The organism is Pseudomonas sp. 18058 (assembly GCF_902706155.1).
GTDB lineage: Bacteria > Pseudomonadota > Gammaproteobacteria > Pseudomonadales > Pseudomonadaceae > Aquipseudomonas > Aquipseudomonas rustica.
Genome location: NZ_CACSJY010000016.1, coordinates 1 through 22,063 on the forward strand (window position 1 = coordinate 1; position 22,063 = coordinate 22,063).

General features: G+C 60.9%; 13 protein-coding genes. 5 read left to right on the plus strand and 8 right to left on the minus strand.

Translation table 11 applies throughout. The features are described from left to right. Both GVL50_RS10980 and GVL50_RS10985 read left to right on the plus strand, forming a co-directional pair. The coding region (locus tag GVL50_RS10980) for a non-ribosomal peptide synthetase (RefSeq protein ID WP_159812910.1) at positions 1–3,470 on the plus strand (3,470 nt) is incomplete at its 5' end. A gap of 84 nt (positions 3,471–3,554) precedes the next feature. Further along, complete coding sequence (locus GVL50_RS10985; protein ID WP_159812911.1) at positions 3,555–4,517, plus strand: alpha/beta hydrolase; 963 nt, start codon at positions 3,555–3,557, stop codon at positions 4,515–4,517. 148 nt (positions 4,518–4,665) lie between these two features. On the opposite strand, the gene GVL50_RS10990 is transcribed toward GVL50_RS10985, so the two are convergent. The 5 genes from GVL50_RS10990 to pvdM form a co-directional block, all read right to left on the minus strand. After that, a complete protein-coding gene (locus tag GVL50_RS10990; protein WP_082341413.1) occupies positions 4,666–7,128 on the minus strand; it encodes a TonB-dependent siderophore receptor in 2,463 nt (820 codons plus the stop codon). Positions 7,129–7,226: 98 nt separating this feature from the next. Beyond that, positions 7,227–8,876 carry a cyclic peptide export ABC transporter gene (locus GVL50_RS10995; protein ID WP_159812912.1) on the minus strand — a complete coding sequence of 550 codons (1,650 nt, stop codon included), beginning with the start codon at positions 8,874–8,876 and terminating at the stop codon, positions 7,227–7,229. 144 nt (positions 8,877–9,020) lie between these two features. Continuing rightward, positions 9,021–9,929, minus strand: a complete 909-nt coding sequence (locus tag GVL50_RS11000; RefSeq protein ID WP_159812913.1) for a formylglycine-generating enzyme family protein — start codon at positions 9,927–9,929, stop codon at positions 9,021–9,023. Between the two features lie 11 nt (positions 9,930–9,940). After that, positions 9,941–11,245 (minus strand): aminotransferase class V-fold PLP-dependent enzyme, encoded by a 1,305-nt coding sequence (locus tag GVL50_RS11005; protein WP_159812914.1) that lies wholly within the window; start codon positions 11,243–11,245, stop codon positions 9,941–9,943. Further along, positions 11,242–12,612, minus strand: coding sequence for a pyoverdine-tailoring dipeptidase-like protein PvdM (pvdM, locus tag GVL50_RS11010; protein WP_159812915.1), 1,371 nt, complete (start codon positions 12,610–12,612; stop codon positions 11,242–11,244). Before pvdM ends, GVL50_RS11005 begins: the two co-directional genes overlap by 4 nt. 252 nt (positions 12,613–12,864) lie before the next feature. Between pvdM and GVL50_RS11015 the strand changes: the two genes are divergently transcribed. Continuing rightward, complete coding sequence (locus GVL50_RS11015; RefSeq protein WP_159812916.1) at positions 12,865–14,484, plus strand: PvdJ/PvdD/PvdP-like protein; 1,620 nt, start codon at positions 12,865–12,867, stop codon at positions 14,482–14,484. Between the two features lie 121 nt (positions 14,485–14,605). Here the strand turns inward: GVL50_RS11015 and GVL50_RS11020 are convergent, their stop codons facing one another. Genes GVL50_RS11020 through GVL50_RS11030 form a run of 3 tightly spaced genes read right to left on the minus strand, consistent with a single transcriptional unit; the run spans position 14,606 to position 19,154 of the window. Further along, on the minus strand, positions 14,606–16,000 hold the full coding sequence (locus GVL50_RS11020) for an efflux transporter outer membrane subunit (protein WP_159812917.1): 1,395 nt from the start codon (positions 15,998–16,000) through the stop codon (positions 14,606–14,608). A 7-nt stretch (positions 16,001–16,007) separates the two neighbouring features. After that, the gene (locus GVL50_RS11025) at positions 16,008–17,981 is read right to left on the minus strand and encodes a MacB family efflux pump subunit (RefSeq protein ID WP_159812918.1); all 1,974 of its coding nucleotides are present in this window, start codon (positions 17,979–17,981) and stop codon (positions 16,008–16,010) included. Continuing rightward, positions 17,982–19,154: an efflux RND transporter periplasmic adaptor subunit gene (locus tag GVL50_RS11030; RefSeq protein ID WP_159812919.1), complete on the minus strand. Its 1,173-nt coding sequence runs from the start codon at positions 19,152–19,154 to the stop codon at positions 17,982–17,984. It abuts the gene before it with no gap. Positions 19,155–19,477: 323 nt separating this feature from the next. On the opposite strand from GVL50_RS11030, the gene GVL50_RS11035 reads away from it, so the two are divergent. Beyond that, complete coding sequence (locus tag GVL50_RS11035; protein WP_159812920.1) at positions 19,478–19,960, plus strand: sigma-70 family RNA polymerase sigma factor; 483 nt, start codon at positions 19,478–19,480, stop codon at positions 19,958–19,960. Between the two features lie 134 nt (positions 19,961–20,094). Further along, the gene (locus tag GVL50_RS11040; RefSeq protein WP_159812921.1) at positions 20,095–21,429 is read left to right on the plus strand and encodes a lysine N(6)-hydroxylase/L-ornithine N(5)-oxygenase family protein; all 1,335 of its coding nucleotides are present in this window, start codon (positions 20,095–20,097) and stop codon (positions 21,427–21,429) included. The last annotated feature ends 634 nt before the right edge of the window (positions 21,430–22,063 follow it).

Below are 22,063 nucleotides of genomic sequence, written 5' to 3' on the forward strand. Positions count from 1 at the left end.
GGCAGGGCTTGTTCGACAGCATCATCGTCTTCGAGAACTACCCGATCGACGAGCGTCTTAGCGAGCAGCAGGACAGCGGTCTGAGCTTCGGTGAGTCACGCAATCATGACGTGACCAACTTCCCGATGGATCTGGCAGTCAATCTCGGCGAGCAACTGTCCATCGAGTATCTGTTCCTGCGTAACGCCTTCAGCCTTGAGGCGGTGGAGCAGATCCGTCGCACGCTGGAAGACACCCTTGAAGCGATGATCGCCGCGCCGGGCGTGTGCCTGGGCAACCTGCAGCGTTTGTCCGCGCAGCAATGGCAAGCGTTTGAACAATGGAGCGCAGCGCCTGAGGCGAGTTATCAGGCGCAGTTGCTGCCCGAATTGATTGCTCGTCATGCGCAGTCGCGGCCTGAGGCCACGGCACTGGTCTGCGGTGACGCTACCCTGAGTTACGCTGAGCTGGAGCGTCGCGCCAACCGTCTCGCCCATCGACTGATCGAACTGGGTGCCGGGCCGGAAGTGGTCATCGGTGTGGCGCTGGAACGTTCGGTGGAAATGGTCGTGGCATTGCTGGCGGTGATGAAAAGCGCTTCGGCGTATGTGCCGTTGGACATCGATTATCCGCCGGAGCGTCTGGCGTTCATGATCGAAGATTCGGCGATGGCGCTGCTGCTCACCCACACGCAGGTGCAAGATCGCTTGCCGGTGGTCGAGGGGCTGGCGCGTCTGGCTATCGATGAATTCGACGACAGTGCTTACCGCGAGACAGCGCCGGTCAGCAACTTGCTCGCGGGCAATCTGGCGTATCTGATTTACACCTCCGGCTCGACCGGAAGGCCGAAAGGCGTCGCAGTGGCGCACGGGCCGATGAGCATGCACTGCCAGGCCATTGCCGAGCTATACGACATGGACGAGCGCACCCGTGAGCTGCATTTCATGTCGTTTGCCTTCGACGGTGCCCACGAGCGCTGGCTGAGCACGCTGTTCAGCGGCGGCACGCTGGTGATTCGCGACGCCAGTTTGTGGACACCGGAGCAGACCTTCGAGGCCTTGCATCAGCACGGCATCACGATTGCCTGTTTCCCGCCGGCCTACCTTAAACAACTGGCCGAATACGCTGCACACAGCCAATTGGCGCCGCCGCCGGTGCGCGTATATTGCTTTGGCGGCGACGCGGTGCCGGATCAAACCTTTGAGCAAGTGAAAGCCGCGTTGCGTCCGCAATTCTTCACCAACGGTTATGGCCCGACCGAAACCGTGGTCACGCCGATGCTGTGGAAGGTGCCAGTCAGCGAACGCTGTGAAGCGGCGTACGCGCCGATCGGACGTGCTGTTGGCGAACGTGCGTTGTACGTGCTCGACGAAGATCTCAACCCGCTGCCGCCGGGCATTGCCGGCGAGCTGTACATCGGCGGCCAGGGTATCGCCCGTGGCTACTACCAGCGTCCGGATCTGAGCGCCGAGCGTTTCGTGCCGGATCCGTTCGGGCCGCCGGGCGATCGTCTGTACCGCAGCGGCGATCTGGTGCGCCAGCGTGCCGACGGTGTGCTCGATTACGTCGGGCGCATCGACCATCAGATCAAGGTGCGCGGGTTCCGTATCGAACTCGGCGAAATCGAAGCCAGTCTGCGTCAGCTCGCCGACGTCAGCGATGCCTTGGTGATCGCCCGCGACAGTGCCTCGGGTAAACAACTGATCGGTTATGTGGTGACGCCGCAGGGTGTGGCCATCGGTGATCGACTCAAGTCCGAATTGCGTGCGCAACTACCGGACTACATGGTGCCGGCGCAGGTGATCTGTCTCGCCGCGCTACCTGTCACGCCGAACGGCAAACTCGATCGCCAGGCCTTGCCGGAACCCGAGTTCAAGGGCGCGGAATATGTGGCCGGGCGCACCCGTGACGAGCAACTGCTGGCCGAGGTCTGGGCCGATGTGTTGCAAGTCGAGCGGGTGGGCATTACCGACAACTTCTTCGAACTGGGCGGCGACTCGATTCTCAGCCTGCAAGTGGTGTCGCGGGTGCGCAACCACGCGGAGCTAAAGATGGATCTGAAACTGCGCGACCTGATGCGTGGGCAGACCATCGAAGCGATTTTCGAACAGCGTTCGAGCGCAGTGGCGAGCGTGGTGGAAGACGTGACGCAGGTGGCGGCCGAAGGGCAGTTCAACCTGATTCCGATCCAGCAATGGCTGTTCGATCAACGCATGAGCGAGCCGCATCACTACAACCAGGCGTTGATGTTGCGTGCGCGGCAGGCACTGAATTTGCCGGCGCTGGAAATGGCCCTGCGCGCAATGATGCAGCAACACGACGCCCTGCGTCTGCGCTTCAGCGATGTCGGCGCGCGTCATTATCAGCATTACCAACCGCTGGCGGAGATGCAGGCGCAATGGGCCAACGAAGCGTTGCTGTGGCAGCACGAAGTGGCCGATGAAACCGAACTGGAACTGTATGCCGAGCAGGTGCAACGCAGCCTCGATCTGCACAATGGGCCGGTGTGGCGCACGGCGCACGTGACGTTGCCTGATGGCGAAAGCCGTGTGCTGATGGTCATTCACCACTTGGTCATCGACACGGTCTCATGGCGTTTGCTGTTGCAGGATTTGCAGGTGGCTTACGAGGCGTACAGCGCCGGTGGCTCACCGAATCTGCCGATTCGTACCAGCAGCTATCGCGCCTGGGCCGAAGGTTTGCAAGCCTACGCAGCGGATTATCCGCCGGAGGAAAAGGCCTGGTGGCTGGCGCAGATCAACCAGCCCGGCAGCGAGTTACCGTGCGATAACCCGCGCGGCAAGAATCAGGTGCAATACCAGTCGGTGGCGCATTTGGGCTTGTCGGAGCAACACACCCAGCAACTGCTCAAGCAAGTGCCGGCGGCGTATCAGACGCAGATCAACGATGTGCTGCTGGCGGCGCTGAGCCGGGTGCTGTGCCGCTGGAGTGAGCAGTCTTCGGTACTGATTCAGCTTGAGGGCCACGGCCGTGAAGATCTGGTCAAGGACATCGACTTGAGCCGCAGTCTGGGCTGGTTCACCAGCATGTTCCCGGTGCGCCTGATGCCCGGCGAAAACGCCGACATCGGTACCTCGGTGCGCGCCGTGCAGCGGCAATTGGCGGCGGTGCCAAATAAAGGTCTGGGTTACGGCGTGCTGCGTCACATGAGCGGCGGGGCGATGGCCGAGACCTTGAGTCAGGCACCGCAGGCACGCGTGACCTTCAACTATTTGGGGCAATTCGACCAAAGCTTTGACGACAAAGCCATGCTGGTGCCGGCGGCAGAAAGCTACGGCAGTTGCTACAGCCCGCATGCTGCGCTGGGCAACTGGCTGGAAGTGGTCGGTCAGGTGTTCGACGGGCGCCTGGCCTTGCGCTGCATCTACAGCACTCGCCGTTACCGCGCCGAGACCGTCGAACAGCTGATGCGTGAGTATCAGGCGGAACTGGAGGCGCTGATCGAGCACTGTGTCGCACAAGCGGCCTAAGTATTGGCCCTGATCCATCGTTATACATAGAGGAGCCCTTGCGGCTCCTCTTTTGTCTGTGGCTTTTTCATAAGGAAACCTGCGATGTCCCTGCATCCGGAACTCAATGCCTTCCTCGATCTGGCCGAAGAAAGCCAGGCCGATGGCCCCGGTCCGTTTCATTTGTCGACGCCGGCTCAGGCCCGGGAAGCCTTCGAGCGCACTACGGTGCAGTTGCGCTGGGGCGCGCCGGCGGATGTCAGCGTCATGACGGTGCCGTACACCGCGCGTGATGGCGCCAGTCTGGAGCTGCGTTTATATCGGCCCGCCAATGCGCAGGCCGAGGCGCTGCCGGTGCTGGTGTATTTCCACGGTGGCGGTTATGTGGTCGGCAGCCTGCAATCCCATGACGGCGTGTGTCGCGAGTTCTGCGCGCGTACGCCGTGCGCGGTGTTGTCGGTGGGCTATCGCGTGGCACCGGAACACAAATTTCCAACCCCGCTTAATGATGGTGCTGATGCCTTGGCGTGGCTGGCGCAGCACGCCGTGGCTGAAGGTCTGGACATCAACCGCGTGGCATTCGGTGGCGACAGCGTCGGCGCGACATTGGCGACAGTGTTGGCCCTGCAAGCGGCGCGCGATCCGGCTTCGCTGGCAATCAAACCTTGCCTGCAACTGCTCTGCTATCCGGTAACGGACGCCTCCACCAGCAGCCCCTCGACCGAGCTGTTCGGCGAAGGTTATCTGCTGGAAAGCGAGACGCTGGAGTGGTTCTACCGGCACTACGCCAACGACGCGGCGGATCGTCTCGACTGGCGCTTCTCACCGCTGCTGGCGACGGATTACCAAGGCATGGCCCCGGCCGTCATCGCCTTGGCTGGCCACGATCCATTGCTCGACGAAGGCCGCGCTTATGCCCGGCGCCTGCAAGAGCACGGCGTGACCGTGGAGCTGATCGAATACACAGGTTTGATTCACGACTTCCTGCGTCTGCAGAGCGTGGTGCCGGACATCGATAACGTCTACACCCAACTCACCCAAAGCCTGCGCACAGCCATCTCACACTAAACACGTCCCCTGTAGGAGCTGCCGAAGGCTGCGATCTTTTGCTCTTTAAGATCAACAGATCGCAGCCTTCGGCAGCTCCTACAAAAAAGCGGGTTTCAGGGCATAAAAAAACCGGGCAATCGCCCGGTTTTTTTGTCGGTGGGGTGGCTTACCAGTCGTAAGACACTTCAACCGATGCCACGCGCTCCTGGCCGTAGTAGCAACCGAACGAGTAGTTGCAGTCCGAGATGTACTCGCGGTCGAAGATGTTCTGCACGTTCACGCTGGTCTGCACGCCGCGCAGGCTTGGCGAGAGTTTGCCCATGTCGTAGCTGACGGTGGTGTCGTAGACAACGTAAGACGGCACGTCGAACGAGTTGGCCGCATCACCCGGCTTGCGACCGGTGTAGCGGGCGCCGACGCCGAAGGTCAGACCGTTGAGCGAAGCTTGGGTGAAGTGGTAGTTGGCCCACACCAGCGCCGAAACAGGCGACTGTGCTTCGCTGCGGTTGTCTTCGTTGCCCCAAGTGTCTTTGGTGTAGAACGAGTCGAGGTAGCTGGCGGCCGCCATCACGTCGATGTTGTCGAAGGTCGATTTGACTTCCAGTTCGACACCGCGCGAGCGCACTTCACCCGACTGCGCCTGGTATTGCGGGTACTCGGTGTCGCCGGTCAGCACGTTCTTCTGTTTGATCTGGAACACCGAAGCGGTGATCAGGGTCTGGTCGAACGGCTGGTATTTCACACCGATTTCGTATTGCTCGCCTTCGGTCGGCTCAAAGCCTTTGCCACCGCGCTCAGGCGCTGCAGTGCCGAGGGTCGGCAGGAACGATTCCGAGTAGCTGACGTACGGCGCGAGGCCGAAGTCGGTGACGTAGGTCAGGCCCACGCGGCTGGTGAATTTGTGGTCACGCTTTTCTTCGACGGTGCGTGCCAGCAGATCCTTGTTTTCCACTTCGGCCCAGTCCTGGCGGCCACCGATGGTGAGGATCCACTTGTCCAGTTTGATCTGGTCTTGCAGGTACACACCGGTCTGGCGAATGGTGTTGTCCCACTTGGTGTCCAGTTGCGGCGTGACGCTGCTGGTGTCGTAGTTGTTGTTCGCGCCGTAAAGGTTGATCGGCAACACGTTGTAGGCGTTGTAGCCGTCGTACTTACGGTTGAAGTGGCGATAATCCACGCCCATCAGCGTGGTGTGTTCCAGCGCGCCGGTGTTGAATTTGTATTCCAGGTTGTTATCGACGGTGTACGCGGTGTTGTGCTGTTTCCAGTTCAGCTTGACCCGGTTGGCCTGGGTGTAGTCGGTCACGCCGGCGTCATCGGTGACGAAGCTGCGCAGGTAGAAACCTTTGTAGTCATCGCGCACGTCGGTGTAACGCGCGGTGGAGCGGTATTTCAAATCTTCGGTGAGGTTGTGGGTGAAGTCGTAGCCGAAGACGTACTGATCGCGTTTGTAGTCGTTGTATTTCGAGTCGCCGGAGAAGAATTCGCGGTCGATGCGCTCGCCGTTCGGGCCGCGCTTGAGCGAGCCGATCATCGGCAGCGCCTGATAGTCTTCCAGACCGTCGTCACGCTGGATCTGCGCAAGCAGGGTCAGCGAGGTGTCGTCGTTTGGCGTCCAGGTCAGGCTTGGCGCCAGCAACATACGCTCGCTGTGCGTGTGATCGACCTGTTGGCCGCCTTTTTTGCCAACGCCAACGACGCGGTAGGTGAACTCTTTCTGATCGTCGATCGGGCCGCTGGTGTCGAACGCGCCGTTAACCCGATCGTAGCTGCCGGCACCCAGTTTGACCTGGCTGCGCTGCTCGGTGGTCGGACGCTTGGACACCATGTTGATGATGCCGCCCGGCTGGTTTTGGCCGTACAGCACCGAGGATGGGCCTTTGAGCACTTCGATGCGCTCAAGGGTGTACGGATCGATCTGCGGTGCGCCGCCGAGGCTGCCGGCATACGGCAGGTAGGCGCCGTCGAGGTACAGCGGCGTCGGTGCAAAACCACGGCTGGTGATTTCGTCGGCGATGGCGTTGCGGTCGGTGAAACCACCGACGTTAAGGCCCGGCGTGTAGCGCAGGGCCTGGGTCAGGTTGCGTGCGCCCTGGGTCTGCACTTGTTCGGCAGTGATGACGTTGATGGTCTGCGGGATTTCCAGGATCGGCGTGTCGGTCTTGGTACCGGTGGCGCTGCGAGTCGCGACATAGCCGTCGACCGGGCCATAGGCGGATTCAACCGCTCGGCCATTGATGTTGGTGGCGCCCAGCTCCAGCGAGTTACCGCTCGATCTGCCGCGCACGGTGACGGTGTTGTCCTGCACGGTGAACATGACGCCGGTCCCCACCAGCATCTTCGACAGCGCTTGCGACGGCGACAACCGGCCGCTGACCGGTTGGCTGCGCAGGCCCTGTACGTCATCAGCGCTGTACAGCACTTGCATGTTCGATTGCGTGCCCAATGCCTGCAGTGCGCTTGCCAGCGATTGCGCAGGGATATTGAAATTCACTTCCTCAGCCTGAACGTGGGCGCTGAACGGCAAGGCGAGGGCCATGCTGAAGGCGGTAGCGCTGAAGCCAGGTTGCAACATGCGACGCATGATCAGCGCCTTGGTAAAACGTGGAATCCCCGGAATTGCTGGCATTGTGTTTCACTCTTGCAGGTTTTAATTGGGTTGTAGTTGTTATCGATTCTTAATTAGACGCACGAGCCTCAGAAAACCAGAATGAGAATCGTGGCTATTTACGCCGTTTGCAGTTCCGTGATGACTTTTCCCGCTTCCATCCGCACCAATTGGTCGGCGACATCGAAATAACGATCGTCGTGGGAAATGACAATGATGGTTTTGCCCAGACGCTTCAGGTCGGGCAGCAGCTCGGTGTAGAAAATGCGCCGGAAGGTCGGATCCTGATCCGCCGCCCACTCGTCGAACACCAGCACCGGACGCTCTTCCAGCCAGGCATTGACCAATGCCAGACGCTTACGCTGGCCGGTCGACAGGTCGGTAGTGGTGAACGAGCCGTCACGCACGCTGACCTTGTGCGCGATCTCCAGGCGTTGCAGGTATTGGTTGGCGTCTTCGGGGATGTGCGTGTCGCCCTGTACCACGTCGTCGAACAGGTAGTAGTCGGCGAAAATCGTCGTGAACAGTTGGCGGTAGTCGTCGCGGGTGAGGGCGGTGACCACTTGCTCGTTGAGGCGAATCTCACCTTGTTGTGGTGCGTACAGGCCCAGCAGCAACTTGATCAGGGTGGTCTTGCCGCAACCGTTTTCACCGACAATGAAAACGATGTCGCCCTGTTCGATCTTCAAGTTGACCGGGCCGAGTTTGAACGGCGTGGCGCCTTCGACCGCCGGGAAGCTGTAGGCGACGTCGGTGAGTTCGAGGCTGTGCACCGGGGTTTTGCGATTGCCCTGATCGCTGAGCAACAGGTGCGGCTCTGGCGAGGAGAACTGTTCCGACAACTCGGCGATGCGGCGGAAGGCGATCTGCGCGCGGCTGACAATCGGCAGCGTGCCAATCAAATGCTCCAGCGGCCCTTTCATGTACAGCAGCACCAGCACGAAGCCGCTCATCACCGCTTTGTCCGTGCTCGGCCAAAGTGATTGCAGGGCCAGCGCCAAACCGATCACGACAAAGAACAGCATCGAACCGAAGGTTTTTGCGACCACGAAAATATTCACCGAGCGAATCTGCGTGTCGCAGATTTTGTCGGCGGTGTGCTCGATACCCGAGACGAACATGCGATGACGACGTGGGCGGTGGATGCGCAGTTCCTTGGCGCCTTCAGCGATGGCGTTGTAGTGCTTTTGCAATTCGTCTTCGGAATCGCGAGCCTCCATGAAGCCTTTGATGCCGTGGCCGCGAGCGATGTACTGAACAACAGTGCCGATGATGATCGCCACCACCATCATCAGAAACATCGGCCACGACAGCATTGCCAGGTAGCCCATGCAGCCGAGTGTCACGGTGAGGGAAATGGCCAGCGGCGCGAAGGCAAAGGCGAAATCGCTGATGGTGTCAACGTCATGGGTCAGCACCGGAATCAGCCGATGGCTGCGATAGCGCTCGATCTGTTCGATCGGTGCTGAGAGCACCTTTTCGCCCAACTCTTTGCGCAGTTTGGCGATGATTTTCTGGCCGACGTAGTTGGTGCCGATGTCGGAGAAAATCGAACTGACCAGTGCCAGCAGGCACAACCCGGCGAACGCGGCGACCACGGTGTTGGTCAGGCCGCCCTCGGCATGCAGCACATTATTGATTGTCGCCAGCAGCACCGTGACGCTCAGGCCACCGACCATGCCCAGCAGGATCGATCCGGCAACAATCAGACGAAAGGGTTTGAGCAGGGTGAACAATTCATTGATCACCCCGCGTGTTGGTTTGCTCATGGAGGTTCCCTGCTTGAAAGAACGACGAAGGCCGGCATCGGTCTCGGGCTTCGCCTGGGTGCGTAGAGGGCGGGGGCGCGTCGCAATGGATCGCGCCCACCTGTAAAACGACTGGAGGGGTGGTTAATTTAAGGGGCGCTGCGGTTACAGATCGCGGGCGACCCGGAAGCCGATCCAGTCGCCGCGATCACCCGGCACCAGCGCGTTGCGGTTGCCGGAGCGGGAGAACACCGGCGCCTCGCCCCAGTCGTTGCCGCGAATGCGCTTGAATTCGCACTTGCCGGTCAGCCAGGCGCTGCCGTCGCTCGGTGCGCCGACGTAGTTTTCGTTGTAGCAATCGGCCGTCCATTCGTAGACGTTGCCGTGCATGTCGTACACACCAAACGCGTTCGGCGCGAAGCTGCCGGCCGGGGCGGTGAAGTTGTAGCCGTCGGCGGCGCCATAGGTGTTGGCGTGCTTGGCGATGCTGTATTCCTTGCCTTCATCGAACGGGAAGGGGAACGGCCCGCTGCTGCCGCCACGGGCGGCGTATTCGCGCAAGGATTCGCTGACCAGACGGTATTGCTTGCCGGTCTTTTTCGACAGCCACGCGACGTAGGCATTGGCCTCGGCGAAGTCCATGCACACCGCCGGGTGGCGGTCGGTGTATTGCTTGCGCGGGTCGCTGCCCTGATAGTCCGGAATCCCCGCTTTGCACGCGCGGCCCGGGCGGTCGTCGCCGTCCGGCATCTGGTAGCCGGTGTCCTTCAGGTAGGCGAACCATTCACCCTTGAGCACCTGAAAACGGCTGATGGCCAAGGGTTTGGCGAACGTCACCGGGTGCATCGGGCCTTCATCGGGCTCGCGGCCGACTTCGTCATCCGGGGTGCCCATGGTGAAGGTGCCAGTGGGCAGCACGACCATTTCCGGGCAGTCCTTGCAGTCCTTGAACACTTTGCCCGGCGCGGGTGGCGTGGCGGCCTGAGCGGCGCTCGGCATGAGGCCGGCGGCGAGGGCGGCGAGCACCAGAGCGGGCAGGGCTTTCAGGGAAAAACGAGGTAACTCAGTGTTCATTTCGCGTCTCGCTAAAAAGGAAAAAGAGGGCAGGCCCACAGGGCCTGGTCGAGGATGCTCAGCAAGCGCTCGATCTGCGCTTCGTTGTTGAGCAGCCCCGGTGCGGTGCGGATCACCGGGCCGACGTCACGCTCGACGGCATCGGCAACCACACGGTTGGCCATCAGGTGCGCAGCGATCTTGTCGCTGTCCTTGCCCTTGACCCGGAAGAAGGTGAAACCGGCAGAAAACTCCGGACTCAACGGCGTCACCAGTTCGATCTGTGGGCGTTGCAGCAGACGTTTTTTCAGGTAGCTGTTGAGTTCATGGATGCGCGCCTGCACCTCGGCTTTGCCCAATTGCAGATGCAACTTGAACGCCTCGGTCAGCGCCCAGCGATGTTCGAAGGCGTGATAACCGCCCGGGGTCATCGTCGTGGAAAAGTGCTCAGCCTCGGAGAAGGTCGGGATGATCGGCGTGACGTATTTCACCTCCGGCGTGCGGCTGCAAACGATGCCGGTGCCACGTGGGCCGAACATCCATTTGTGTGTGCCGGCGATGAAGAAGTCGCAATTCATCGCTGGGAAACTCAGGTCTTCAACGCCAAATCCGTGCACGCCGTCGACCACGTAAATGATCCGGTCAGCATCGCTGCGCCCACGGTTGTGTTTGTCGACCAGCGCGCCGATCGCGCCGAGCGGCAGCTTCACGCCGCTGCCCGAATGCACCCAGCACATGCCCAACACGCGGGTCTCGGGGCGGATGCTGCGGTCGATGTTGGCCAGCAGTTGTTTCTCGCTGATCGTTTGCGGATCGTCGAACAAGCGAATCTTGCGCACCTTGGTGCCTTCGCGTTCGCTGCGCAGTTCCAGAATCGTGTGGGTGGCGTAGTGCTCGTGTTCGGTGGTGAGGATTTCCTGGTCGGCGCGCACGTGCACGCCGCCGTAAATCATGGTCAGGCCTTCGGTGGTGCTGCCGGTCAGGGCGATCTGCTTGGCATCGGCTTGCAGGTATTGGCCGGCCCAGACGCGCACATCGTGTTCGCGTTTTTCGATCACGCCGACGTCCCAGTCCATCGCCAGCCCCGGGTTTTTATCAAGTGCGGCGCGGTGCATTTCAATGGCGTCGCGCACCGGTTTCGGGTGGCTGGTGATGAGGAAATTGGAGAAATGCAGGTACTCGGGATCTTGATTGAACAGCTGCTGCAACTGCGCCCATTTATCGCGCGGCAAAGGCGCGATCGGCGTGGGGGCAGCAACGCTCGGCAGGCTCGCGCCGAGTGGCAGCGCCGCCGCGAGGATTCCGGCCTGCTTCAAAAAGTCACGACGATTGCTCATGGCTTGACGGTGTCCTGAGCAGCGGCCACTGCCGGTTTGGCGGATTTCTCGACCTGATCCCAGACGCGCAGGAAATTGCCGCCCCAGAGCTTGGCGATGTCGGCTTCGGAGTAGCCGCGCGCGAGTAATTCGGCGGTGACATTGCGGATCTCGCCAACGTTCTCCCAGCCTTTGACGCCGCCGCCTTCGTTGAAGTCGGAGCTGATGCCGACGTGGTCGATGCCGATCTTGCGCACGGTGTAATCGATGGCGTCGCCCAAGTCTTTGAGGCTGGCTTTCGGTTCCTCTTCAAGAATCGCGTAGAGCTGACCGGCGTACTCGCCAAATTTCTGCTCCGACCACGCGGCGATGATCGGGTCGCCCGGCATCAGCGCCATGGCCAGGTTCGGCAGCGGTGGCAGGTCGTAGCGTTTGCGCAGTTCGTTGAGCTTGTCCTGAGTGCCTTGGGTCAGCGGGCGCAGGTATTGCGAGAAGCCGACGATCTGCACCACGCCGCCACTGTTTTTGATCAGCTGCATTTCCTTGTCGCTGAGGTTGCGCGGAATATCCACCATCGCCCGTGGTGCCGAGTGGGACGCCACCAACGGTGTACGGCTCAGTTGCGCGACTTGCTCGAGGGCTTTGGTCGACATCTGCGAGACGTCGATGATCACGCCCAGATCGTTGAGGCGTTTGACCGCTTGCTTGCCCAGATCCGAGAGGCCATCGAGGGCGTCCGGCGAATCGTTGAAGAACGGCAACGGCCGCGACGAATCAGCCCAGTCGTTGTTGCCGATATAGCTGAAACCGAACATGCGCATGCCGCGCGCCGTCCATAGATCCAGCAAGTTGAGGTCGTGGCCGAGCGGGTAGGCGTTGAGCATGCTGATGAAAATCGCAAACTTGCCTTCGCCATGCAGGCGGCGGAAATCGGCGGGGGTGTAGGCGATCCCGACCTGATTGGGGAAGTCGCGCACCATGCCGGAAATGATTTTGTAGCGGATCTCTTGTTGATTGCGCGCCTCGTCGACGAAACCGGCGGTGGGTTTGTGCGGGGCGTTGGCGCCGTTCCAGATTTCCGGCCAGCCGAAAATCGTCAGCGCCGCGCCGGAAAGGCGACCACGGTTGGCTTTGACCAGGTCGAACTGGCCGCTGCCGTCCTTGTCGACCTCATTGCCGGTGGTGCCGAAATCCTGGGTGACGGTGATGTGGCTGTCGAACGAGAGCATGTGCTCGTGCAGCGCTTCGGCCTGCTGCATGACTTTGTGCGGGTAGCCGGGATTGTCCTTGAACCAAATGTCCCACACCGCAAAAGCAGCGCCGGCGCTGAACGCCAGAGCCAGCGGCAGGCCGATGAAAAGAGCCTTTTTCGAACGTGGTTTTGTCATTGCCATCTCAGTCAGGTTCGCCGTCGAGGTGCAGGCGCAGAGGCCTTTGCTATCTGGGAAGAACGAGTGGATGGCCGTGGAATTTAGGTCGTCGGGTTAAAAGATCGCAGCCTTCGGCAGCTCCTACAGGGATATACATTGCATGTAGGAGCTGCCGAAGGCTGCGATCTTTTCAAACCCACATAAATTTACCCGCGCAGCAAACGTTCTAGCTTGGATAAAGCCTGCTTCAGGGCTGACACAGGTAGGGCAATGAGGATTTCTCGACGATGGTTCATGGCAGGCCTGGCGTTGACCGGCGCTGCCGTACCGGCGGCTTATTTCGGGCACCGTGAATGGACGAAGCCGGATCCGACGATCACCCCCGGTGAGGCGTCGTTCGATGTCGCCGACGTGGCCGGGCAGCGCCTGTCCAATGCCTTGCGCGGGGTCTGGAACATTCGTTTTACCGGCAACGATGCCGGCCTCGATGGCTTGCCGGCTGAAGGGCTGGAAGTGTTTCTCGACATCGGTCAGAAGGGCCGGGGCGTCAATGGCTTCCTCGACACTGCCGAGCGTTTGCGCAGTGACGAAACCCCTCGTTACCGAATTCTTGGCGATCTGGCCGGGGCAGAGGCCTCGAAACTCAGTTGGCGGTTGCTCGGCACGGACGGTCGCGTCGATTACGAACTGAACATGATCCTCGATGAAGTCTGGGCTGATTTCGGTAACGCCGGCAGCGGCACCCTCAGTGGCACGGTGCAGCGCCTCGATCGCCCGTTGGCCTTGCCCGCGCAGGACAATCGCTTTATCGCCGTCAAATGCCTGTTCCCCGAAGCCCGCCAGCGCACGCCGTTGAATGCGCCGTTGCTGGCATGGCTGGTGTCGCCGGAACATCGCCTGTTCCATCAAGTCTGGCACGCCACCCGCGACAAATGGCACACGCTGCCCGAGGACAAGCGCAATGCCCTGCGCGGCCTCGGCTGGCAGCCCGGGCCGCGTGACCAGGAGCGGGATGCGCGTGGCACGCACAAGGATCGCAACGGCTCCGGCATCGATTTCTTTTTCATGCACCGGCACATGCTCGGCACGGCGCGCTCGATGATGGATCTGCCGTCATGGCAGTTTTTCCCATTGCCGCAACCGGAGCTGATCCGTGATCGCCAGGGCTTCGCGCGCTACTTCGACAACCACGACGGCACTTCGCTGCCGCCGACCTGGCTGGCGGCCGAAGATGACGAATACACCCAATGGGTCAGCGACCTGAAAACCGCCGAGACCTATCAAAGCAATTTTGAAGTCTGGGAATCGCAGTACCGCGATCCGCAATATCTGTCGAAGCTCACTTTGGGCCAGTTTGGTTCAGAAGTAGAGCTGGGCCTGCACGACTGGCTGCACATGCGTTGGGCGTCGGTGCCGCGTGACCCTTCGAACGGTCAGCCGGTGCCGCTGGCGCGTGATCTGGATGACTTCGCCGCCCGCTGGTTCGCCGCCGAAAACGATTTTCTCGGCGACCCGTTTTCATCCCATGTGAACCCGGTGTTCTGGCATTTTCATGGCTGGATCGATGATCGCATCGAGGATTGGTATCGCGCGCACGAGCGCTTCCATCCGGGGCAGGTCACGCGCCTTGAGGTCAACGGCGTGAAGTGGTTCGCGCCAGGTCGCTGGGTGGAAATCGCTGATCCATGGCTGGGGCCGGATACGCACGGTTGCAGCACTACACCGGGCTTGCAGATGGGCCGATCAGTGGAGATGGATCCGGAAACCATGAAACTGGCCCTGCGCATTACCTTCGGCGAAGACGAAAAGAAACTCGCCAACCTGTTCCGCCGCGTGCCGCAACGGCCGTGGTATGCGCGCAATCTCAAGCCGAAACAAACTTCGGCTTGAGTCCGCGTCATCGTTCTTCGCGAGCAAGCCCGCTCCCACATTTGACCGAGTTCCTTCAGTAGGAAAGCGATCCAATGTGGGAGCGGGCTTGCTCGCGAATGCGTTCTGCCAGTCAAAGCAATTACAACGCCTGCCACCCACCCCCAAGCGCCTTGTACAGCGCGATACTCGCCTGCACCCGCGACAGCCGCAGTTGCACGTTCATATCTTGCGCTGCATACAGCGTGCGCTGGGTTTCCAAAACCGTCAGCAAGTCCTCGGCCCCGGCCTGATAACGGCTTTGGGCGATGTTGAAAGCGGTCTGTGCCTGACTCAGTTCTTCGCTCTGCCATTGGCGTTGTTCGTCCAGCCCGCGAATGCTGTTGAGGGCTTTTTCGACGTCGGCGAAGCCGTTGATGATCGCGCCGCGATAGGTTTGTAGCAGCTCATCCTGACGCGCCGTGGCCTTGTCGCGCTCAGCGCTGAGGCGGCCGTTATTGAAGATGGGTGCGACCAGCCCCGCAGTCAGGTTGTAGAAAGGACTGCGGATCAAGTCATCAAACTTGTCAGCGCCCGAGCCGAGCTGCGCCGTCAATGTGACAGTGGGCAACATCGCGGCGCGAGCGACTTTGACATCAGCCTCGGCGGCCGCCAATTGTGCTTCGGCGCGAGCAATGTCCGGGCGATGGGTGAGCAAATCGCTCGGCACACCGCTGGCAATCCCCGGCCATTGCAGGCGATCGAATGATTCCTGATTGGCCGCGAGTTGCTGCACCGGTTGGCCGAGCAGGGCGGCGAGGCTGATCAACGCATCCTGCGCCTGTTGTTGCACCAGCGGCAGTTGCCGTTGCTGGGCGGCGACCAGGCTTTTCTGCTGCGCCAGTTCCAGCGCTGTCGCCGAGCCGGAATCAAACCTCGTCTGCACCAGTTTCAGCACGCTTTGCGCGTTGGCCAGATTCAATTCAGCAATGCGGCTCTGCTCACGCAACGACAAGGTTTGCGCATAAGTATTGGCAACGCCGCTGAGCAACGTCAGCTCAACCGTCGCGCGATCAAATTCGCTGGCCTGCAACGCAAATTGCGCACTGTCGCGAGACGCCTGTTTACCGCCCCAGAAATCGATCTCGTACGTCGCGCTCAAATTGGCATCGAAATAGTCCACTGCCTTGTTATTGCCGTCGGCATCCAGCTGGCTATAACCCTTGCCGCGCAACAGTTTCTGCCGATTGGCATTCAGCCCGGCCTTGACCTCCGGCAGCAACGAGCCGCCAGCAATCACCGTGCTGGCCTGCGCCTGCTGAACGCGCGCCACGGCAGCGGCAAGGTCAAAACTGCCGACGCGAGCCTGTTCGATCAGACGATCCAGCTCCGGGCTGCCAAACTGTGTCCACCATTGCGGGTTGTTGCGGGCGACGCTGGCGCTGTGCGGTGATTGCCACATAGCGGGTGCTTGCACGCCGCTGTCCGGGCGCTGAACGGGACTGCCGCAGGCGCTGAGGAGCAGGCACACGGTCAACAAACTGAGGCGCGGTTTCATAGATCGATCATTCACTGGTAAGGGCCGTGACCGGGTCGAGCCGGGCAGCTTTGCGGGCCGGCATGAAGCCGAAGACAACACCGGTCACAAGGGCGCAACCGAAGGCGCCGAGCACCGCGAGCAACGAGAACGCCACGGCGATATCGCTGAGGATCAATACGCCGCCAACGATCAGCGCGAGGGCGATCCCGGCGATGCCGCCAACCACCGAAAGCATCACCGCTTCGGTGAGAAACTGGCGGAGGATGTCGCGTTGACGCGCGCCGGTGGCCATGCGAATACCGATCTCGCGGGTACGTTCGCGGACGGTCATCAGCATGATGTTCATCACACCGATACCGCCGACCAGCAGCGAGATCGCGGCAATCGAGCCAAGCATCAGCGACAGGGTGTTTTGCGTGCGCGCCTCGGCCTGAATCATTGCGGCGTTGTTGGTCAGTTCGAAATCCTTTTTGCCGTTGTGCAGACGCAGCATCAGCTGTTCGATGGCGTGTTCGGCCTCTTTGACCTTGCGCGCATCGGTGGCGGCGATGGCCACGTATTCCGGATCGTGGGTGCCGAACAGGCGCACGCTGGCCGCCGAATAGGGCACGGCGATGCGGTCGTCACTGTCGGAATCACCGGAGCTGGCGCCTTTTTCCGCGAGCACGCCGACCACCTGAAACGGCACGTTTTCGATAAGGATGTATTGGCCGATCGGGTTGGCCACGTCCTTGAGTAATTTGTTGCGCACCTTATGGCCGATCACCGCGACGGCCGAGGCGTTTCGCTCGTCCTGCTCGGTGAAGTAACTGCCTTCCACCACCGGCCAATTGAAGATCGCCGGGAAGTTGGTGTCGTTGCCGCCGACGTAACTCAAGTGGTCGGCATTGCCGTAACGCACGCCGGCCTCAGTACCAATCACCGGCATGATGCGCTGCACTTGCGGCAGGCTCGCCAACGCGCGGACATCGTCGAGGGTGATGATTCCTGGTGGTGTGCGCGGGTTCGGCGCCGAGCCACTCAGGTACAGAATGTTCGAACCGAACGCGCCCATTTGCGCCATGACCTGACGCTTGCTGCCTTCACCGACGGCGAGCATCACCACCACTGAAGCCACGCCGATGATGATGCCGAGCAACGTCAGCGCGGTGCGGAAGCGGTTGATCCACATCACTCGCCACGCCGCGTGCAGGGCGTCGACCAGTTCGCCCTTCCAGGCGCCAGTGGCTTCGGCGCCTTCGCTCAGACGCTTGCGCAAGTCGACCGCTTGCAAGGCGTCGGGGTTGGCGCTGGTCTGGGCGTCGGGGTTGTCTTTGGCGCTGTCGCTGATGATCAGGCCGTCGCTGATTTCGATGATGCGTTTGGCCCGCGCCGCCACTTCGCGGTCGTGGGTGATGAGAATCACCACATGGCCCTGACTGGCCAGCTCGTCGAGCAGCGCCATGACTTCTTTGCCGCTGTGGCTGTCGAGGGCGCCGGTCGGTTCATCGGCGAGAATGATGTGGCCGCCGTTCATCAAGGCGCGGGCAATCGACACCCGTTGCTGCTGACCGCCGGACAACTGATGCGGACGGTTGCCGGTGCGTTCGGCGAGGCCGAGACGGTCGAGCAGGGCGGCGGCCCGGGCATGCCGTTCGGTGGCCGGAGTGCCGGCATAGATCGCCGGCATCTCGACGTTTTCCTGGGCCGAGCCGGACGGAATCAGGTGATAACCCTGAAACACGAAACCGAAGGCTTCACGGCGCAGCCAGGCCAATTCATCGCTGTCGAGGCCGGCGACGTTTTCCCCGGCGAAACGGTATTCGCCACAGGTCGGTCGGTCGAGGCAACCGAGGATGTTCATCAGCGTCGATTTGCCGGAGCCGGACGCGCCGACAATCGCGACGAATTCGCCAGCGTGGATCGACAGGTCGATGCCGCGCAGCACGTGAACTTCAGGCGCGTCGCCGCCACCGTAGGATTTGCGAATGTCCTGCAGGTCGATCAGGGGCGTTTGCATTCAACCCCCGCTGCCAGTGGCCGGGCCGATCAGTAGATGATCGCCTTCATTGAGGCCATCGAGGATCTGCACCTTGAGCCGATCACTGATGCCGGTGCGCACCTCGCGCGATTCGATGTTGCCGTTGGCAGCGACCACTTGCGCGGTCTGCCGGTCAGCTTTGACGCCACCTTGCAGGGCGGCGACTGGCGCGGTGAGCACGTCTTTGGCCTGATTGGCGACGAAGAACACCTGCGTGGTCATTTCCGCCATCAGCGCGTTGTCGGCGTTATCGACATCAAGCAGAACGGTATAAAGCACCACGCGGGCGCTGCCGCTTTTGCTGGTGCTGGTCGGGCTGCCGCCGCCCTGGCTGGTTTGATCGAGCGGTTTGGGCGGCACCGGCAGGATCTGCCGCACGGTGCTGCTCCAGCGCCGATTACCGCCGCTGAGCGTGGTGAAGTAAGCGCTCATGCCCGGTTTGACGTGACCGATATCCGCCTCGGAAACCTCGGCCCACACGGTCATCGGCGACAGTTTGGCGATGCGCAGAATCAGCGGTGTCTGTTGCTGAGCGTTGAGGGTCTGGCCTTCGCGCGCATCGAGAGCGACCACGGTGCCGGCCATTGGCGCGTAAATGCGCGTGTAGCCGAGTTCGGCCTGATCGCTGCGCAAGCTCGCTTCGGCCTGGCGGATCTGCGCCTGGAACATGTCGATGCGCGCTTGCGTGGCTTTCAGTTCGGCGCGGGCGGTTTGCACGTCTTCTTCGCGGGTTGCGCCGCCGGCAGCGAGGTTTTGCTGACGCTGATATTTCTGCTGTGCAAGCTCATGTTGCGCGCGCTGTTCCTGCAATTGCGCCTTGAGGTTTTCGATCGAGAAGCGCCCGGCGTCGAGTTTGGCCTTTTGCGTCGACGGGTCGATTTCCACCAACAACTGGCCTTCCTTGACCACGTCACCGACTTCGACGTGGATCTTCTGGATTTGTCCAGAAGCCTGCGCACCGACATCCACATAACGTCGCGGTTGCAGGGTGCCGAGGGCGGTGACGCTGCTTTCTATATCGCCGCGCGACACTTGCACGGTGGCGAATTTATCCCGGCCCGGCGGCAACATTTGCCACGCGGCATAGCCGACGACGGGGATCAGACAAAGGACTACGAGCAGGGCGCGTCGGGCGGGGCGGGGACGTTTCATGCAGGGTTCCGGCCAGTGGAATTCGGCCCGTCGTCCGGCCGCCGCGCACAGAGGGGGCAGCGCTGAACGCTGTCGCGGGGCGCGACAGACACGGGGAGCTGTCCTGTAAACGAGGAAAGAGCGGCGGAATTTAAGCGCTGACACACGAAGTAACAGCTATAGCGCAGCACTATTTATCGGGCAACGGCAAACACCACTTTAAATCTATATGAGAATTACTATAAATTACGCACCTCAAGTTGCCACTATCTTGCTACTGCGTTTCACGCCGTCGTCAATCGGTGTGCTCAAGGACAGAAACCGCACGTTTGCGGCCGGGAGTCATGTTGGAAAACTACTATCGCGAGCTGGTGTGTTTCCTCAACGCCAAGCTCGGCAATCGTCAGATTGCCGAAGATGTGGTGCATGACGCCTATCTGCGGGTGCTGGAACGTTCCAGCGATACCCCGATCGAGCAACCGCGCGCGTTTCTTTATCGTACGGCGCTGAATCTGGTCATCGACGACCATCGGCGCAATGCCTTGCGCCAAGTCGAGTCACTCGATGTGCTCGACAACGAAGAGCGCTATTTCACCCCGTCGCCCCACAGCACTCTCGATCACGGCCAGCGTCTGGAAATGCTCCAGCGCGCGTTGGCAGAACTGCCGCCGCTGTGTCGCGACAGTTTTCTGCTGCGCAAGATCGAAGGTCTGTCGCACCCGGAAATCGCCGAACAGCTGGGCATTTCCAAGGCGCTGGTGGAAAAACACATCGTCAATGCGATGAAACATTGCCGCGCGCGGATCAAGCAATGGGATGCCCATTGAGCCGACTTCGTTAAATTTTATTTCACTGTCCTCGTTCCTACTCAACAGACGACCTGCTGTCCTGCTCAAGGCCGGTCAGGTCACTTAGGCTCTCCATGCCCCTTGTTGAGGGGTTCCTCCAGAGGACACTGGAAATGACTCAGGCAATTGCATCGCCCATCGTTCACGACCTGATCGGCGTCGGTTTCGGCCCTTCGAACCTGGCGCTGGCCATCGCTCTGCAAGAGCGCGGCCCGATCCATGGCGAGCTGGATGTGCTGTTCCTCGACAAGCAGGCCAATTACAGCTGGCACGGCAACACCCTGTCGACGCAAAGCGAGTTGCAGATTTCCTTCCTCAAGGATCTGGTGACCCTGCGCAATCCGACCAGCCCGTACTCGTTCGTCAACTATCTGAAGGATCACGGCCGTCTGGTCGACTTCATCAACCTCGGCACGTTTTACCCGTGCCGCATGGAGTACAACGACTACCTGCGCTGGGTCGCCGGCAAGTTCACCGAGCAGAGCCGTTACGGCGAAGAAGTGCTGACCATCGAGCCGGTGCTGCACAACCATCAGGTTGAAGCGCTGCGCGTGATTTCCCGTGGCAGCGACGGCCAGCAACATGTGCGCACCACCCGTTCGGTGGTGGTCAGCGCCGGTGGCACGCCGCGTATTCCAGAAGCGTTCAAAGCGCTGAAGGGCGACAGCCGTGTGTTCCACCATTCGCAATACCTGTCGCAAATGGCCAAGCAGCCTTGCGTGAACAATCAGCCGATGAGCATCGCAATCATCGGTGGCGGGCAGAGCGCGGCGGAGGCGTTTATCGACCTGAATGATTCGTTCCCGTCGGTGCAGGTCGACATGATCCTGCGCGGCTCGGCACTGAAACCTGCGGACGACAGCCCGTTCGTCAACGAGGTGTTTTCGCCGGAGTTCACCGACCTGGTGTTCCAGCAGAACAGCGCCGAGCGTGAGCGTCTGGTCAATGAGTACCACAACACCAACTACTCGGTGGTCGACATTGACCTGATCGAGCGCATCTACGGCATCTTCTACCGCCAGAAGGTTTCCGGGATTGCCCGTCATGCGTTCCGCACCCTGACCACGGTCGAGAGTGCTACTGCTACTGAAAACGGTATCGAACTGGCCGTGCGCAACAACGCCACCGGCGAAGTCACCGTGCGCCATTACGACGCGGTTGTATTGGCCACCGGTTACGAGCGGCAGATGCACCGCAAACTGCTGGCGCCGCTGGAAGAGTACCTCGGTGATTTCGAGGTCGACCGTAATTACAAACTCATCACCGACGAGCGCTGCAAGGCCGGCATCTACATGCAGGGCTTCTGCCAGGCGAGCCATGGTTTGAGCGACACGCTGCTGTCGGTGCTGCCGATTCGTGCGGACGAGATCGCCGGCTCGCTGTATGAGCATGGCAAGAATCGTGGGCATCGGTCGATGGCGGATCTGCTGTTGGCGACTGCCAGCTGATTTTTTAGCGCCTCACATACCGCCTTCGCGAGCAAGCCCGCTCCAACAGGGGATTTTCAGTGAACACAGATTTTGTGTCAGATGAAGATCCAATGTGGGAGCGGGCTTGCTCGCGAAGAGGCCAGCAGAAGCACCGAAAATTCAAGATCGTTCCCACGCTCTGCGTGGGAATGCCTCAACGGACGCTCCGCGTTCGGCCTTCGACAGGGACGCGGAGCGTCCCGGGCTGCATTCCCACGCAGAGCGTGGGAACGATCATCCTGAACCCTTCCTGAACATCCCCCACATTCCCCAACGCACTGCCTTTTGCGGGTTTACTCTCCATTCATCGGCGCGTAAGCTTCGCGCGTTTTCATCAATAGCGGAGACCCACAGTGGGTACTTGTTCGAGTGACAGTTGTCGGCCGGTCTCGGTAACCGGCAGATTCTCGGCAAGATAACGCACAGACTTTCTCTGTCGTTGTCTCGCCGTAAAAGCGAGCAGCGGCATCCCGTGCATGACCCGTCCTGGGCCATGGCTAGACGTCCTTCTCATCGACGCTGAACAGAGCGTGGTTTCGACTTTACTGTCGTGATCGCAGCCCTATCGACACGCCTGTCTTTTCTGACCGGCGCGCCAAGCCTTGCCGTGCCG